This window comes from Mesorhizobium sp. M0768 (genome assembly GCF_040320195.1).
In the GTDB taxonomy this organism is placed as follows: domain Bacteria; phylum Pseudomonadota; class Alphaproteobacteria; order Rhizobiales; family Rhizobiaceae; genus Mesorhizobium.
In genome coordinates, this window is sequence record NZ_JAMYPD010000008.1 from 38,012 (window position 1) to 53,223 (window position 15,212).

Here is a 15,212-nt window from a genome sequence, read left to right on the forward strand (position 1 = left end):
TCAGGCCTGCGCAGCCATGCGAGCGTCGGCGATCTTGCCGAGCACGACATCCTTGCTGTCGCCATCGACGACGGCGATCTTCTCGGCTTCAACTACCTTGGCGAGGTCTTCGTCCGAAAGCTTCATGAGGTCCGCCAGGATAGCATCGCGCATCTTGGCCGCTGCCTTCGCGGCTTTCTCGTCCGCCTTGGCCGCCTTCACAGCTTCCGCGATTTCCTCAGGCGTGCTTCGCGACGCATAGCCGTGCGGCGGATAGTCCGATGCTGAATACCCAGCGGCCACGAACTCTGCGACTGTGGGGCCATCGTCACGAAGGGCACCCTTGCCACCCTTCTTGCCACCGAGCGCCTCAACGTAGCCTTCAGCCTCCAGGCCGGCGAACACGTTTTCCGGCACCTTGTCTTCGGTGCCCTTGACGATCTCTCGGCCGTAGTGATTGCCGGTTTCCGCAACGCGGACGGTTCGCAGAACCTTGACTGCTTTCATGTCGGACATGCTCGTTCCTTTCGGGGTTAGCCCTTGACGAGGGGATTGGGATGCTTCGCATGATCATAGCGTGCCTCGATCGCATCGGCCGATGGCAGCCGATCGTGCGGCGTCATCGTAACGACGTGTCGTTCGCCGGTGTCCTCAAAGGCCAGATCGACCATGTCGTAGCCGTAGAGCCGATCGGGTATCGGCGCGTTGGCGTCCATGAGCGATGTCCCGGAGGGGAAGCCGATTTCGATCCCACGTTCGGACGCAATCCCGAGATGGAATTCGACGCAGGCCCGCCCCTTCTCGGCCTGATGGGAATTCGCATAGGTGAAGTCGAAACCCCACATGCTGATCTTCTTGACCCCGATGTGGATGGCGTAGGCGACGGCATAGGCTGCCGTGCTGTTGAAATAGGCCCAGCCGCACGAATTGATGACATCGTCCAGCGGGTAGGCGATAAGACCCGGATAGTCCGGATGCGTCTGGCTGGTGTAAATCGGGCCAGGATGGCGTCGCATCCATTCAAGCATCCTGGCAATGTTACTGTCCGGCCGAGCTGCTGCGCGCACCTCCTGGACCCTGACATCGTCCATGTGGAAGACCCGATCGCACTGAACGACGCCGGCCACGGCGTTGATACCCCAAACCTCGTCACAGAAAGCGTGCCGTCCGCCGAGGCGCTTCACCAGGTCAACATAAGCCTCGAGCGAAGGGCCGAGGCCAAGAATGCAAACGTGGTCAGGAACGTCGCCGGCCGGGTGAATCGGCGCAACAGGTTCGGAAGACCAGCTGATATTCGGCAGTCGGCCGTCAAAGCCCTGCTGCACTGAAACCGGGAACCACTCAGCCAGGCGCTCTATATCGCCGTGATCACAGTGAAGTGCCGGCAGTTCGGCCGGATGATTCCCGACGATCACCGAGACGTTGTAATCGTACGTTCCGACCCGAGCCTCGCGGCAGTCAAAACCCGCAAGAATGAGGTGGTAAAGCAGAAGCCCGGCATTCCAGAGCGCGACATGCCCGCCGACGATGGCGTGCTTCATCGGCGGTACCGTGACCACCAGATAGCCACCAGGGCGAAGCCGGCGACGGCATTCCCGCAGGAACGCACCCGGATCAACCTGGTGCTCAAGAACGTGGCACGCCCATATTGCGTCGAAGTCGGTCTTCGGCGAGGCCCAGCCCATGAAGTCACCGATCACGTCGGCCGGCTCGATGAGCGAGATCGCGATCACATCACGGCCTTCGGCGCGCATGATGCGAGCATGCTCGCCGTCGCCGCTGCCGACGTCGACAATGGTCCGGACGTCGTCATATTCCAGCAGGCGTGTCAGCGCCTGGTCACCACGCAGGGATGTCATTTGGAATTCCTGTTGTCGGACAGGGGAGGCGCGCGCCAAGCGGTGCCGGCGCGCGCGGAGGAAATGTCAGGTCGCGGGCTTGCTGGCCGGATCCAGGTAGGCAGTCGCGGCGACCGGCGTCGCGGCCGTCGTCGTCGACTTGACGCTGATATTGCAGTAGCGCTTGCCGCCCTTGTACCCGATCGTCTTGACACAGTTCTTCGAGGTTCCCGAGACGCGGGTTCCGGTGGCGCCGACACCAGCTGCGGCTTCGGTGCCGATCAGATCGGCGTCGGCTGCAGAGGTCATGGTGCCAGTGACGTCGCCTTCTTTGACGGTCGCCGTATAGACTGCGGCCGTTGCGGTCACGGTGCCGTATTCGACCGCGAACAGAACGGGGCCGATATAGCCCTTGCGGTCTACGATTTTCCCGACCTGGCCGGTGCCGGTGGTGCCGATGGCAACCGGCGAGATGACACGAACGGGCTTGAGCCCATTTTGAGGTCAAACATTTGAAGTGCTCCGATTTGTTTGAGGAAGAGAGCCCGGCCTTTGCCGGGCTCAGCTGATCACAAAGGCTCTCAGGTCGAGCACTTCAGCAGGCGGATTGCCTCGGCCAGCACCACCTTGCCGCCAAGCCGCTTGCGCAGGATGAAGCGGATGTTGCCGGAGGTCGCCTGGGTGAAGGGATCGCGCAACATCTCCATCGAGATGCGATCGGCCATCGTATAGGCGCGGCGGAAATCGCCGAAGCCGATCGGATAAAGATTGGCGCCTTCCGATGGCATATCCGGCATTTCGACATAGGGAGCACCGAGGATGGTGTTCGGCACGCCATTGGCCAGGCCAGGCATCCAGATATACTGCTTCTGCGAGTCCTTGAGCTTGCGCACCGAGCCGAGCGTGGTCCGGTTCAAGATCCAGTTCGCATTGCGCGTATAGTCGGTCTTGATGGCATGGAAGAGTGTCATGAGGCCGTTAGCCTGGCCGTCGGAATCGGCGATGACGGCAGCCGAGCCGGATACGGTCGAGGCCACGGAAGCGTTGGTTAGAATGCCTTCCATCTCGCCGACGCCGGAGCCGGAGACAAACTCGGCGCCTTCCTTGACGGCGAACTGCTCCTGCGCCTCCTCGCGAATCTCAGCTTCCATGTCGAAGGCAGAATCCTCGAGCATCTGGTTGGAAATGTCGATCAGGGCATACATTTCCGGCAGGGGCATTTCTTCGAGGCCGTATGTCAGACCGGTAGTCTCGGTCTTGGTGCCCTGCTCAGAAACGCGTCGAGCGGCGAACTGGCCCGTTCGCTTCGGGAGCTGGATTGCCTTGTTCGCGCTTTGCCGAACCTTCACGATGGAGCGTGCCGGGCTGATTTCGGTGACGCCCTTGATGATCTCGGCAACATACTCCGTCGGCGCGAGATAGCCACCGGCGGTGTCGGTGCCGACGTTGAGGGCCTTGTATTCGGCCACTACGTCCGACAGAGCTTTCTGCTGCTCTGCGGAAAGATTGGCACTGCCCATGGCATAGGCGTCATAGACAGCGTGGCCCCAGTCGTTGACGCGCTTCTTCAGCTCGATCCGGCGTTCAGTGCCGTTCTGCGCGCCAGGACGGCCGAGTTTGGCTTCCATCTTGGCAAGAAGCGCGTCGGACTGTTCCTTGTGCTCCTCCAGAGCCTTGTTCTTGGCTTCGGCCTGCGTCAGGCGCTGGTTGAGACCTTCGAAACCTGCGAGCGACGTCTCGATCTTGTTGAGCTTGTCGACGGTCACCGGATCCGCGCCCCCCTTCTTCTCGATCTCCTTGAGACGGGTGTCATTGGTGTCCTTGAACTGCTCGAAGGTGGTCATCAAGCCTTCGACGGCCTTTTTGACTTCTTCCGGCGACACGGCAACCGCGCCGGCGGAGGCGATCATCATGTGGTTGGCATCGAAGCCGTGACCATGAACGGCGCCCACAAGCGCGACGACGGCATCCGGCGAAACGCCGAAGGCGAAAGTGATTGCGATGGCGCAGCACGCAACGAGCGCGAGCGCCGTCAGAAGACGGTGACTTTTCATGATATCCCTCGTGTGGGTTGGGTTGAGTTTGGTTGCCTACCGAAGAGCGGCAGCGGCTCGATTGATCGAGGCGATGAGCTCCGCCGGCAGACCCTCGTCACGAGGTCCCGTTTCCGGCTCTCCAGCGTCGCGCTGGAGCCATGCTTTGAGGCCCGACACCGCTTTCGTGGCATCGGCGCGCGAAAGCCCTTCGTCGCGAAGGGCCGCCTCCAGATCGCGCCAGTCCTGTGCTGCCATGCCGCCGATCAGCGACTTGACGTTCGTCACCAGGGCGCGTTCGTTCATTCCGAACAGAACGACGCTGACTTCCTTGAGATCGAGAGTTTCGATCGTTCGATACGGCTCGGCCGGTTTTGTTCCGAGCGAGAATTTCTTGGCCCGGTAGCCGATCGATAGCCCGTCGAGCTCGCCTTCTTTCATCGCGGCATAGATCGATTTGCCACGGTCGGTGTCGAGCGCGATCAGCTTGCCCTCCACCCGAAGGCCCTTGGAATCTTCTTTCATCGCGGTCCATTTGCCAATCGGCACCGAGTCCTCGGCGCCGCCGAAGAACATGCCGCCATGCTGCAACAGCATTTTCGGCAGCTTGCCCTTCTTTTCCCATTCGGCCAGGCTATCCTTGAAGGCGCCGCGCAGGATGACGTCACCGCCCATGTCCTCATTGCCGAACATTGAGCCGTAGCCCTCGAACGTTCCGTCCGGAGCGCCCTGAGCGAACTTCACCTCGAGGTCAAAGCTAAGCCGATCCATTGGTTTCCCCTTTCGGAAGCGTCTTCAGCACCGTGTCGAGTTCATCGCGGGCCGATGTGATGCGGCGTTCGTTTGCAGCAGACAGAACGCGGCCGACTTTCGCCTCGATTTCGGCATCGTCGAGAGCCGGGCCGCCATTGTGGCCCATCATGCTCTTGACCGCGGCGGTGACTTCCTTGGCCATGGCGGCGCGCTCGGAAGCGGTCCCCATGTTGAGCGGGATCAACGGCTCATCGAGGCCGTCGATCGGGTTGAGGTTTTCCCAGCCCCTGACCTCATTGCGGGTGAAGTAGCCGTTAATGATGCCGGAGGCGTAGAACTCGGCGCGGGTCTTGTGGTCGCCGCGTAGCAGGCCCTGCACGCTGAATTCTGCGCTGATATCGTCCTCGTCCGGGAACAGATCCCGCGCGAACACCTGCTGCCAATTTTCAATCCAAGGCGCCAGTGAATGGATGACGTGGGCGAGGAAGAACGCTTCGGCCGATGCGAAGGTCGCCGTCTTGTCGCTGTGGCCGACCATTTGCGGAAACACGCCGAGGTCGCGGCAGATTTCCTCGATCTGGAACTTGCGGGTTTCGAGATGCTGGCTGTCGACGCCGGTCATCTGGAACGGCGTCCATTTGGCGCCGTTGTCGAGCACCAGCGTCTTGAAGGCCGAGCGCAGGCCGGAAATATTCTCCTGTGCGAGCGCCTTCAGCCGTTCCTTGGCCTTGTCGCCGAGTTCCTTGTCAAACGACAGCAGACCGCCAGGCTTGGCGCCATTGCCGTGCATGCGCGCCTGCGTCTCCTCTGTCGCGATCGCCAGCCCGATCGCCTCACGAGCAAGCTGCAGGGCGTTCATGCCGGCAAAGCCGTTCCATGACGGGCCACGAAGGTGGAGGATATCTTCGCGCCGATACGTTGAGGTCATTCCATCGCTGGCGGTGACCTCGTAGGTGATAGTCCAGTCGGCCGCCTGCCTGGTCACCACATGGCCAACCAGCGGGATCAGTTCGACCAACCGTCTTTTGACGCCGCCGCGGCCGATATAGGCGTAGGCGTTGCCGTCCAGCACGGCATGAAACATCATCAACTGGCGAAACTCGAATGAGGTCATCCAGTCATTCGGCCGGCGCCACAAAAGGCGATAGGCCGGGTGATCCTTGGCAAGCGCTTTCGAGCCTTTGGCGTCCTCGCGAAACACCTTCAGCGGGATCTGCGCCACGCCATTGGCGAGCGCCCGTGTCACGGCCAGAACGGTCGACACCTTCAGCGCGGAATCGATGTTGACCGAAACGCCTGATTTGACCTTGGCATCCTCGCCGAACAGCTTCTCCCAGGTCAGATTGGAGATGTCCGTCGCTTTGCTCTCAAGCCCGCTCGCCAGCGCGCCGAACAGGCCGCGGCCCATATCAGGCCGCCTTCGCGCTGATCAGGATAGTCCCGGCGAGAAGCAGAGCGCCGCCAACGATGTAGCCGGCCGCCGGGAAAACCAGCCAGGCGCCGTAGGAGATCAAGCCGACTGCCGCCAGGCCGACGAGGTCACGAAGGACGATCGGCAACCGAACAGCGATGGCGGCCAGAGGCCCTGCAAGCTTCTTCAACATCGGTCGCCTCAAAAAACGAGAACTTCTTCGTGGTCGAGATAGGAGCTGCCGGCGATCGCGATCGGCTCCGGATTCGTCACCATGATCGACACCGCGTCGAACAGCGCCATGGCTGGATCAATCTTGGCGTCTCCGGCGTTTTGCTTGGTGGCTCGAATCGCCGTCGCCGTTGGCTCAATCCTGATGTTGCCCACGCACCAATCCATGAGCTGGCTCGACTGATGCTTGAGTGTGCCGTTGGCAAGCTTACGCTCGGAGGTCTTGATAGCGTTCATCAGCCGATAGCCCTGCCCCACACCGACCAGGTTCTTGTTTTCCTGCGTCACGCCGATCAGCGCCAGTGCGTCAGCAAGCTCGCCGTACGGCCCTTCGACGTCGATCGCCACAGCGGCCAGCTTTCCGGCTTCAAGCACCCGCGACACCAAGATCAGAACGCCAGCGACATCCTTCGGCAACAACAGCGCGTCGCAAGGCTCGAGAAGCGTCACCAGGGCGGCGACGTCGACGAACTCATCGTCTATGATCTCGATCTCATCGAGCCTTGCGAAATCCAGCAGCCGCGCGGCGATCGTCAGCCGCCTTTCCAACACGCTCTTGTGGCACCATGCCTTCGATACCGACAGCCATGTCTTGGTAGCCTTCTCTCGGCCGAGCGCGCTGGCGCCGAACAGATCGTCAAGCCCGCCGCCGTCGATGCCGACGACGATCGCCTCCGAGCGTTCAATCAAGCTGTCTAGGTCAAGCTCCGGTTCTTCCGCTCCGGCCCAGAACTCGGCGCCGGGCCAGCCGTCCGTCTTATGCCCTACGCCCATTTCGATGTTGAGATATTGTGACGCCCACTCACGGATCGAGCGTTCGCCCTTGTCTTTGTCGGAATTCCAGCCCTGGACCAGGTCCTTCATATGCACTGAACGGCCGAGGTTCGGTTGGACCATCGGCCAGTTCGCCGGATCACGCCACTTCGCGGGGTCTTTCGCGATGTCGTCCGGAAACTCGTACATCACCGCCAGGGTGGGCCGTGCTTCTTTGTCCCGGAACTCGCCGTCGCGGTGTTTTCGCGCGCTGTGGAGTTCATCCTTGAAGGCGCCGGCCGGGATGTCGTCGCTTTCGGTCGTCGTGATCAGGAACTTGCCTTCGGGCGTCTTGTCGATTCCGCCGCGTATCTGGCGGATCACCTTGCCGGCGTAGGGTGACTTGCCGAGCAGGTGGACCTCGTCGAGGTGCGCGAAGATCAGGATCGCGCCGGTCAGAATGTTCAGGTCGAACGTCTTGACCTTCATCTCCGAGCCGTTAACCAGGTCCTCGATCGTCTTGAGGTGATCGCGCGGCCGAAAGCGTCGCTTGAGGTCCGGCGATTCCTCGATCATGCCGACCGCTTGTTCGTAGGCGCGGTCGGAAATCGCTTGGGTCGGTCCGATGAACAGGGCCTCCGCCCGCGGGCGGCGGTTCATCAGCATGACCGCCAGTTCCATTCCGGCACCATAGGAGGTCTTCGACGACCCTTTCGGCGCTAGGACGAAGATGTCCCGGATGAAGTTCTGCTGCGAGGCAGGATCCCACGATCCAAAAGAGGTGGCAACGATATCGCGGAACCACTGCCCCGCGGCATCGCCCAACCGCGGCTTTCCCGGAACGTCGGGAAGCTTCAACTCGTCGAAGAACGCGAGGCCCATCTCGGCCTCGGATCGGATCAGCGGCAGATCCGGGATCAGGGAACGGCCGGTACGGATCCGCTCTTCCCAGTCCGGACAGCTTAGATCCCACATTAGCGGCGGCGCATCAGTTCGCTGGCCCCTGCCGGCGCGCCATCAGGTCGCCAAGGCGATTGCCTCTATCCGGCTGGTGAGCCGCGGCGGCTTCGGCTTCCTTTTTGCCGAGCTTGGGAGCCTTTTCGGGCTTCGGCGGCTGCGCGATCTGCCCGTACAGCATGAGGTCGTTTTTCTCGACGAAGTCGCGGAATTCCTTGCCGGCGGCGACGTTGCCAGCCATGAACAGTTCCCACAGCTTGGTCGCCACGGTGGCATTGAGACGATCCCGAGCTACATCCCGGAACTTTAGCTCGGAAAAATAATGCTTCCGCAAAGTCGGCAGTGTCACGAACAGCGCCGAGGCAATCCGCGCATTCGACCAGCCCAGCGACACTAACATGCTGACACGATTCCGGTTTTTCTGGCTGGCGATGTGCTGCGGTCGACCGCGCTCACCCCAGTTCGCCGGAACGGCCTCGCCAAAGAGGTCCAAAATCTCACTCATCGAAAAAAAACCTCTGAATGAGCCCCAAGCGGTTAGGGGCCCCATCGACCCCCAGAGATTTGACCCGCCCCCCCTTGGTCAGGGTCGGGCTGCCATCCTCTTGGCCCGCTCGGCCAGCGTCTTCTTGGTGTGCGATGCTCCGCAGCGGAGCATGATGTTGCGCTTGTCGAGCGGCGCACCGCCGTCCCTGAGCTCGATGACGTGATCACCGAACACGCGCATGCCAGGCCGATGCGTGTTGCCATCGCATTGCGGGTCCTCGCATCGGCGACCGCGCTCCGCGATGATCTCGGCCATCAGCTTGCGCCACTCGGGCGACAGGTAGAACGGCTCTGCCGTCTTGGGAGCGACCTTGACCGTGCGTGTGTCCATGGTCCGGATAACCGGAGCCATCATCTTCAGCTTTGCCAAGGGAATCTTTTCCATTGCGGGGAAGCATGCCGGGCCGAGCCCTTCGCTTCATCTGGATCCGTCCGGCACCCATCCTACGCCGCACTGGCGTGGCCGTGTCTCGGTCTCGGGAGCAATACGCGCTCCACTGTCGACGGTTCGTCCTGGGTCGGATTCGCTAATCCGGTTTCACCAAATGCGCAAGAGGGATGTCGATGACGTTCTTACCACCCCAGAGCATGAGCATAATGCGATCGTGACGCTTGCCCTTGATCGCCTTGACGACGCCCTTCTTGCCATATGCTGGGCCGGCACCGACCTTGACCGTATCGCCGACGCCGACAGTCCAGCCAGTCGGTTTCTCACCATAGACGCCGAGATCGACCATCGTGCGGAAGCTGTTGAACTGCTTGTTCAAAATTGGCATCGGCCCATGCTCGTCGCCAATGATGGAGATCACGTGCTTGACGCTCCTCAGACCGTGCCAAGCGTCCGCCGACATCACGATATGAACGAACAGCAGACCCCACAGCACAGGCCGTTCCTGCACCGGCAGGCGACGTCCTCGGCGCACCAATCCCTCTATGCGTTCGAGCGGCAGCCACGTCGAAACGCCCGCCATCCACAGCGCTTTATCCACAGCCTTCTCGCAGTTTACCCGCACGCGAATCGCAAACCAGGCGCGCTCACCGTCCACCGCTGCCGCTTCGAGCTGCTTGCGAACCCGTGCGCGACTCAGCAGCGCACGATCGATCGCAGCCGTCTGCCTGTCGGTCGGGCCGATGATTTCCGCCTCACTCAGCCGCTTCACGTCCGCTCGCATCATGGTTCCCTCGCACCGCCTGTTCGAATGCTTCCAGTCCTGCCGGCCCGCCAGCCGGGAAATACACGCCGGGCATCGTTCCCGGGTCCGGCAGCCATGGCCAACCGCGCATCTCGTGCTCGAGCTTCCATGCCTGCCATACCTCGCTGCCGATCGGCACGAACTCGCAGAGCTTGCCGATCTGCTCTTCCTCAACTCCAAAGCCATGGATACCGAGCCCACGCGTCTCCGCCGCAAGGTCCAGCGCGTTGACCATCGGCCAGCCGCCACGCAGCCTGTTGGCCTTCTCCAGCGTGTGCCGATCGAGCTTCATGGTGCCGTCGGCGAGCGAGCGTTCTTCCCATGGCTTCAGCGGCGTCGCCTGCTTCGGCCCGGTGACTAGGTCACGCATGCGGATCGCTGCCCAGACCGGGCCGAAGGCAGGCGCATAGGCCGGCTTGGGCGCTGCCACTGGCGGTTCCGGAACCTCGCGCCACAGCTTCTGCCCAAAGTAGCTCGATGGCGCTGGAGTATGGGTCTTGCGCTGCGCCTTGAGCAGCGCCAGCCAGTGCGGGAACAGCCGTGCGGCCTCGGCCCGTTCCACTGGTTCGAGGCCGCGCCACACCTTCAGCGCCGGTTCCTTCGGCATGCCGGCGAACCCCGGCCAATCCTTCAGCAGCGCCCAGCCTTCGGCATCGATTTTCTTGCCGTCCTCGCGCTCGCGCTCTCTCTCAACTGAGGGATCAAGGGAGGGGTCTTGAGGGGTTGGGTGACTCAGCTTGTCACCCTTAGGCGTCTCCGGTGTCACCCTTTTGCTGTCGCCGGTGTCACCCTTTTCATCACCTTCCAAGGGTGACACCGTGTCACCCTTTTTTTCTTCGCCGTTACCTGCCCTGTCGGCCGCCACAAGCGCCCATCCGCCCTTGCCAAGCAGGTGCAGCACGTCGAGGTCGAGCGTGTATTCGTTGGTGCTGCGCGGCCCCTTGCCGCCCTCGCGCACCAGCCTGATGAGCCCGATGTCGAGGAAGGCTTTCAGCTCGCGCTGCACCTGGCGCGTCGAGCATTGCGCGGCACGGGCGATCGTCGAGATCGCCGGGAAGATGCGGCTGCCGTCATCGTCGCAGGCGTCGATCAGCTTGAGCAGCACCAGCTTGCGTGCGCAGGTGCCCATGTCGGCGCGAAAGCCTATGCCAAGTAGAAATGCGCTCATGTCTACACCAGCAACGGCTGCACGGAGCCGTCCGAGAAGTAACTGTCCATCGGCATGTCGGCCGCCGGCTCGTCGCCATCCCAGCCGTTCGGCCATGTCTCAGCGGCGATAAGCTCGCGGATACGCGCTTCTTCCTCAGGGTTGAGGATGTCCAGCAACGGGCGGCCTAGTTCGGCGGCGCGAGCGTTGCACTGACCCTGAATAGACAACACGCGATCGAGGCCCATAAGCCGGGCCGCGAAGGTCAGCGGCCCCATCCTCTGCGGGTTGGCCGCGACCGATCCGTCCTTCAGTCGTTCAAGGCCGGCCTTGCGAATGCGATGCCGGGGCTCGCGCAGCTCGCGATAGAGCGGCTTCAGGCCCTTCAGCGGCGCAAGGTGACCCCATGCCGGCGACGCCACGATCGTGTCGAGCGCAAGATCCTTGCTGGCCAGCGGGCAACCGGCGCAGCCGGTGCGCGCATTGATCTCGGTCGCCTCGTCGCCGCCATAGGCGTCGGCGATCGCCGCCGTCGCCCAGCCGCCATATTCGGCCATGGGCGCATAAATGCGCAGCCAGTCCCAGACATTGCAGACCCGCCAATGCAGCAAAGGTGCGAGCGTCGCGATACGGCCCCTGATACCCTTGGCGTTGGGCAGAACCTCCTGATACCAGCCCTGCCCGCATTCGGCCCCATCCTTGCCGCAGGACATGGCGATGCGGTCATCGCGAATGGCGCTTTCGCCCTGGCGCACGCCTGTGATCATCAGGATCTTGCCGTCCAGCTCGCCGAGCCGCTGCTCGAGCGCTTCGGCCATCGGGTCGATCTTGATCTGCCGCGTGCACCAGCGCAGCGTGTTGTTGTTTGGCGGCGGCACGCCACGGCCGAGGATGTAGACCAGGAACCGCTTGTCGAGCGGCGCCCGAACCACCTCGCTGCGGATGCCGCGCTCGGCCAGTTGCACCATGATGCGCTCGGCCGCGATTGCCAGCGGCGGCAATTCCTGCCGCGTATCGGCATAGAACACGGTGAGGCTTTTTGGAGCCGCCAGCCGGCCGACATCGATCAGATGGACGATGAGTGACAGCGTTGCCGAGCTGTCCTTGCCGCCAGACCAGGCGATGCCCCAATGATCATGCGCTGGGCCGTATGCCTGCATGGATTGCAGCGTGAGATCGACCGCCTCATCATAGACGAGGCGCTTTGATCCTTCGAAAAGCGTTGGCTGAAAGGGCTTCACTGCACGGCCTCCGGCTTTCGCCTTGCGCGAGCCCGGTGTTCCAGCTTCGCGATGGCCATGATGGTCGGCTTGAGTTCAGCCGGTGCCGCGTCATACCGGCGGCCGGATTTGCCATTCAGTCGTGGCAGGAGCCCGATCGGGACCAGTTCCCAGTTCGCGGGATCGGTGTTCGACCGGTCGCTGTCGAGGCATTTGAGCACATGGCCTTCTGGCACCGGGCCGTGCGCCTTCTCCCAAAGCCAGCGATGCTTGTGGATTCGCCACGTCGAGGCGCCCGTCCACGGATTGGGCTGATCGGTGACGATCCAGACATAGCCATCGTCGTCGATCGATTCATGCCCTGGGCCACGATAGTTTTGCGGCAGCTGGCCCTTCTTGAACCGGGTCGCGGCCGAATTCGCGTTGAAGGGCATCCTCTTGCCCTTGTTGTGCGAAACCGCCCCTTTTTCGAAGTGTCCGCTGCGGCCGGTTTTCCAGCCCATGCGCTTGCGCAGGCTGTGCAGCTTGGCCGGCGTCGCATCGTCGCGTGCGAACGCTTGGCGAAACGCGGCGCACCAGGCGTTGATCTCCATCGTCGAATTGTCGCGCAACCACGCGATTTCTGCGGCAGTGTAGCGATTGTGCCGCCCGGCAAACCGACCGGGCGCGCGGCCAACCTTCCAGCCTTTGCGCTTGCGAAGCCCATGAAGATGACCCGCCGACACGTCGTCGCGGCCGAACTCGACACGGAAAGCCGCGTGATAATCGCTGATGATCATCGCGCGATTGGTCTGCAACCACGCCATCTCGGGGGCGCTATAGTGGATGCGACCGCCCTTCATTGGCCGCCCTCGACTTTCTTCTTGAAGTCCAAGACCGGCGCCGACGTCGCGGGCTCGGCCAGCATCGGCAGGTGCTTCATGAAGCGGTCGCCGTGCTTGGCAACTAGCTCGCAGGCCTGCAGGTTGAGGCGGGCGTTGTCGACGATCTTGTCGGCGATCTTGACCATGGCGTCGGTGCGGTCGACCTCGCTGGCGATGTGTTCCGCCGTAAGGGTTTCGTCGGCAAGTCGCTCGAGCTGCATGAACAGATGGTCATTCAGATCGGTCAGTCTGTTTTTCATGGTCATGTCCCCGCCTTCAGCCATGCGGCGAAGCTGGCGCGCAGCGCTTTCCACGCTTCGCTCGCCTTGCCGCCATCGTTCAGTTCTTTTCGTGATTGGACGCCGAGCAGCGAGCGCACCTTTTGCGCCACGCGATCGTCGGTCAGCGGCTTTTCCAGCCCGTGAGCCTCATGGAGGAACAGCTTGAAAGCCGCATCGTCCTTGCACTTCATCGCGCATTCGGCGGCGAAGTTCTTGACGTCTCGCGCCATCGGCTCGCCGGCCGGTTCGTTCTGCCGTCGAGGCTCCGGCAGCCCGCGCAACCGGCGGATTTGGAAGCAAGCGGCATCGAACAGCCGTAGTAGGAAAGCGACCGTCTCCGGCGCATTGCAGACGAAGTCGATCTCGTCGACTGTCGCTTCGTCGAAGCGCGCCAGCACGAATAGCTCGCCCATGTCGCCGTGCGATTCGACGTAAGCGCCGTCGGCGCCATGCACGCGCGTCCACACAGCAGGCTCGATCGTGGCCAGGGCGGCGCGAACGGCTTTCAGCCGCTCGGCATCGGGCGAGAGCACGGCGGCGTTCACGGCATCCGCCCGTGCTTGCGCATGACCCGGCCTAGAATTGTGCCTGCTCGTTCCAGGGACTTGCGCGCTGCGATCTCGCCCGCCCCGAACTTCGCCTGCGCCAGCCGGTCGGTGGCACTAGCCACCTGTCGGCAGGCCTCCATGATGTCGTCATCAGCCTTGCTGGCTTTCGGCTTTGCAGCCGGCAGCGCTGCAGCGAGCCGCTCGACTTCGGCCAACAGCATTTGGCGGACGACTGGTGCCATGGCGCGCGCCAGTGGATCGACACGTTGCCCGAGCGCGCTCACGTCTCGACCCCCATGGCGGCGAGTGCCGCCTCGTTTTCGGTAATGCGCAGCCTGAAGGCGGCGATCAGATCGTCGCGGATGCGCGCCTCATAGCCGGGCGTCAGGACAATAGCCGAAGGCCCGTTGCTTTCGCCGATCCGCAGGGTCAGCGCTTCGCCGCCGGCAAGCCGCGCCAGCATGGCGACGTTCTGGTCACGCGCATTGCTGATTAGCCGCGCTTTTTCGAGATCGGCGGCTCTCATTGGTCGAACTCGCCGCAGCCACGCCCGATCTCCCCTGGCTTTTCAGGCTTGGTGAATTGCTGCCATGGCACCCAGCCGCGCGGGCAATGGAAGCCCCATGTCCGCAGATTCGGCCCGGTCAGGAACAGCGTCCAGCAGGGGCCATCGACCAGTTCGATGCGATGTGCGGCCGACGCGAGGCGGAACTTGCGGTCGCCTGCTTGCCTTTCGACCCGCTGGTTGATGCCGCCGGCCGAGATGGTGTGTTCTAGATACCGGCCGTGCAGCAGGATCGATAAGTTCCACCACGGATGATCGTGCAGCGCCCGGTCATCGTCGGAGCGCATGAAATGATGGAGATAGATGTTGAACACGCGATTGCGTGGAATGATCCACCACCGCAGCATGTAGGGATCGGCCGCACCGCCGATGATCACGTCGGGCGGCCGTTTTCCCGAGAGCGCGATGATGCGCGGCGCAAGCCGCAAAATGATCGACTTAAGCATTCGTGGAAATTCCTGTTTCAGTGCTTTTCCCGTGAAACATCGCCCGCGCGCGTAATGCTCGCCTTGGGTGCTTGCGCGGTAGCGGCGCGCCGAGCGGCGGCCGATAGAAGGAGCGGGCATCGAGCCCTGCCCAGTCGCAGATGGCGAAGATTTTGCCGGCGGCGATGTCCTGCCCAGCCATGACGCGCGACAGGTCCGGCGAGGTCACGCCGATCTCGTCGGCCAGCGCCCGCCAGCCGCGCCCGTCATATTCCAGCATCGGCCGCAGTTTCCTGCTCAGGGCCAACGTGTCATAGGCGGCGAGCGTGCCGGAACGGATCGGGCGGCCACCCTCGCGCGCTGTCAGTTCCTCGGCGCGGTCATCCATGCGCATGCGCTTTTCCAGCGCCTTACGCAGGCGGGCCATGGCGCGGAGGATGGAGACGTCCGGGGTCATGCGCTAGCGCCC

Annotated in this window: 20 protein-coding genes; all 20 read right to left on the reverse strand. The window is 62.7% G+C overall.

Annotated elements, in window-relative coordinates:
• A complete protein-coding gene (locus NKI08_RS13020) occupies positions 1-495 on the reverse strand; it encodes a hypothetical protein (RefSeq protein ID WP_352769796.1) in 495 nt (164 codons plus the stop codon).
• A gap of 17 nt (positions 496-512) precedes the next feature.
• A complete protein-coding gene (locus NKI08_RS13025) occupies positions 513-1,877 on the reverse strand; it encodes a class I SAM-dependent methyltransferase (RefSeq protein WP_352769799.1) in 1,365 nt (454 codons plus the stop codon).
• Between the two features lie 27 nt (positions 1,878-1,904).
• Complete coding sequence (locus tag NKI08_RS13030; protein WP_352769802.1) at positions 1,905-2,186, reverse strand: hypothetical protein; 282 nt, start codon at positions 2,184-2,186, stop codon at positions 1,905-1,907.
• A gap of 212 nt (positions 2,187-2,398) precedes the next feature.
• A complete protein-coding gene (locus NKI08_RS13035; RefSeq protein ID WP_352769805.1) occupies positions 2,399-3,871 on the reverse strand; it encodes a phage major capsid protein in 1,473 nt (490 codons plus the stop codon).
• A 36-nt stretch (positions 3,872-3,907) separates the two neighbouring features.
• The gene (locus NKI08_RS13040) at positions 3,908-4,621 is read right to left on the reverse strand and encodes an HK97 family phage prohead protease (protein ID WP_352769808.1); all 714 of its coding nucleotides are present in this window, start codon (positions 4,619-4,621) and stop codon (positions 3,908-3,910) included.
• Complete coding sequence (locus tag NKI08_RS13045) at positions 4,608-6,011, reverse strand: phage portal protein (protein WP_352769811.1); 1,404 nt, start codon at positions 6,009-6,011, stop codon at positions 4,608-4,610. Before NKI08_RS13045 ends, NKI08_RS13040 begins: the two co-directional genes overlap by 14 nt.
• A 1-nt stretch (position 6,012) precedes the next feature.
• Positions 6,013-6,204, reverse strand: coding sequence for a hypothetical protein (locus NKI08_RS13050; RefSeq protein WP_352769812.1), 192 nt, complete (start codon positions 6,202-6,204; stop codon positions 6,013-6,015).
• Between the two features lie 11 nt (positions 6,205-6,215).
• Positions 6,216-7,973 (reverse strand): terminase large subunit domain-containing protein, encoded by a 1,758-nt coding sequence (locus NKI08_RS13055; protein WP_352769814.1) that lies wholly within the window; start codon positions 7,971-7,973, stop codon positions 6,216-6,218.
• Between the two features lie 13 nt (positions 7,974-7,986).
• Positions 7,987-8,448: a hypothetical protein gene (locus NKI08_RS13060; protein ID WP_352769817.1), complete on the reverse strand. Its 462-nt coding sequence runs from the start codon at positions 8,446-8,448 to the stop codon at positions 7,987-7,989.
• Positions 8,449-8,538: 90 nt separating this feature from the next.
• Positions 8,539-8,871 carry an HNH endonuclease family protein gene (locus tag NKI08_RS13065; RefSeq protein WP_352769820.1) on the reverse strand — a complete coding sequence of 111 codons (333 nt, stop codon included), beginning with the start codon at positions 8,869-8,871 and terminating at the stop codon, positions 8,539-8,541.
• Between the two features lie 157 nt (positions 8,872-9,028).
• Positions 9,029-9,676, reverse strand: a complete 648-nt coding sequence (nusG, locus tag NKI08_RS13070) for a transcription termination/antitermination protein NusG (protein ID WP_352769822.1) — start codon at positions 9,674-9,676, stop codon at positions 9,029-9,031.
• A complete protein-coding gene (locus tag NKI08_RS13075; RefSeq protein WP_352769825.1) occupies positions 9,645-10,862 on the reverse strand; it encodes a helix-turn-helix domain-containing protein in 1,218 nt (405 codons plus the stop codon). Before NKI08_RS13075 ends, nusG begins: the two co-directional genes overlap by 32 nt.
• A gap of 2 nt (positions 10,863-10,864) precedes the next feature.
• Positions 10,865-12,082 carry a phosphoadenosine phosphosulfate reductase domain-containing protein gene (locus tag NKI08_RS13080; RefSeq protein ID WP_352769828.1) on the reverse strand — a complete coding sequence of 406 codons (1,218 nt, stop codon included), beginning with the start codon at positions 12,080-12,082 and terminating at the stop codon, positions 10,865-10,867.
• Positions 12,079-12,903, reverse strand: a complete 825-nt coding sequence (locus tag NKI08_RS13085) for an HNH endonuclease signature motif containing protein (protein WP_352769830.1) — start codon at positions 12,901-12,903, stop codon at positions 12,079-12,081. Before NKI08_RS13085 ends, NKI08_RS13080 begins: the two co-directional genes overlap by 4 nt.
• Positions 12,900-13,184 (reverse strand): hypothetical protein, encoded by a 285-nt coding sequence (locus NKI08_RS13090; RefSeq protein WP_352769833.1) that lies wholly within the window; start codon positions 13,182-13,184, stop codon positions 12,900-12,902. The genes NKI08_RS13085 and NKI08_RS13090 overlap by 4 nt, the downstream gene beginning before the upstream one ends.
• 2 nt (positions 13,185-13,186) lie before the next feature.
• Positions 13,187-13,750, reverse strand: a complete 564-nt coding sequence (locus tag NKI08_RS13095; RefSeq protein ID WP_352769836.1) for a hypothetical protein — start codon at positions 13,748-13,750, stop codon at positions 13,187-13,189.
• The gene (locus tag NKI08_RS13100) at positions 13,747-13,995 is read right to left on the reverse strand and encodes a hypothetical protein (RefSeq protein WP_352769839.1); all 249 of its coding nucleotides are present in this window, start codon (positions 13,993-13,995) and stop codon (positions 13,747-13,749) included. Before NKI08_RS13100 ends, NKI08_RS13095 begins: the two co-directional genes overlap by 4 nt.
• A gap of 38 nt (positions 13,996-14,033) precedes the next feature.
• On the reverse strand, positions 14,034-14,279 hold the full coding sequence (locus NKI08_RS13105; protein WP_352769842.1) for a hypothetical protein: 246 nt from the start codon (positions 14,277-14,279) through the stop codon (positions 14,034-14,036).
• Complete coding sequence (locus NKI08_RS13110) at positions 14,276-14,764, reverse strand: hypothetical protein (RefSeq protein ID WP_352769845.1); 489 nt, start codon at positions 14,762-14,764, stop codon at positions 14,276-14,278. The genes NKI08_RS13105 and NKI08_RS13110 overlap by 4 nt, the downstream gene beginning before the upstream one ends.
• Entirely contained in the window at positions 14,757-15,200 is a 444-nt protein-coding gene (locus NKI08_RS13115; protein WP_352769847.1) for a hypothetical protein, read from the reverse strand. The genes NKI08_RS13110 and NKI08_RS13115 overlap by 8 nt, the downstream gene beginning before the upstream one ends.
• Positions 15,201-15,212: the final 12 nt, after the last annotated feature.

Bases quoted from the DNA above. Each gene is read 5' to 3' on its own strand.
- NKI08_RS13020 (WP_352769796.1), bottom strand. From the start codon at position 495: ATGTCCGACATGAAAGCAGTCAAGGTTCTGCGAACCGTCCGCGTTGCG.
- NKI08_RS13035 (WP_352769805.1), bottom strand. From the start codon at position 3,871: ATGAAAAGTCACCGTCTTCTGACGGCGCTCGCGCTCGTTGCGTGCTGC.
- NKI08_RS13040 (WP_352769808.1), bottom strand. From the start codon at position 4,621: ATGGATCGGCTTAGCTTTGACCTCGAGGTGAAGTTCGCTCAGGGCGCT.
- NKI08_RS13045 (WP_352769811.1), bottom strand. From the start codon at position 6,011: ATGGGCCGCGGCCTGTTCGGCGCGCTGGCGAGCGGGCTTGAGAGCAAA.
- NKI08_RS13055 (WP_352769814.1), bottom strand. From the start codon at position 7,973: ATGTGGGATCTAAGCTGTCCGGACTGGGAAGAGCGGATCCGTACCGGC.
- nusG (WP_352769822.1), bottom strand. From the start codon at position 9,676: ATGATGCGAGCGGACGTGAAGCGGCTGAGTGAGGCGGAAATCATCGGC.
- NKI08_RS13075 (WP_352769825.1), bottom strand. From the start codon at position 10,862: ATGAGCGCATTTCTACTTGGCATAGGCTTTCGCGCCGACATGGGCACC.
- NKI08_RS13085 (WP_352769830.1), bottom strand. From the start codon at position 12,903: ATGAAGGGCGGTCGCATCCACTATAGCGCCCCCGAGATGGCGTGGTTG.
- NKI08_RS13090 (WP_352769833.1), bottom strand. From the start codon at position 13,184: ATGAAAAACAGACTGACCGATCTGAATGACCATCTGTTCATGCAGCTC.
- NKI08_RS13100 (WP_352769839.1), bottom strand. From the start codon at position 13,995: ATGGCACCAGTCGTCCGCCAAATGCTGTTGGCCGAAGTCGAGCGGCTC.
- NKI08_RS13105 (WP_352769842.1), bottom strand. From the start codon at position 14,279: ATGAGAGCCGCCGATCTCGAAAAAGCGCGGCTAATCAGCAATGCGCGT.
- NKI08_RS13110 (WP_352769845.1), bottom strand. From the start codon at position 14,764: ATGCTTAAGTCGATCATTTTGCGGCTTGCGCCGCGCATCATCGCGCTC.
- NKI08_RS13115 (WP_352769847.1), bottom strand. From the start codon at position 15,200: ATGACCCCGGACGTCTCCATCCTCCGCGCCATGGCCCGCCTGCGTAAG.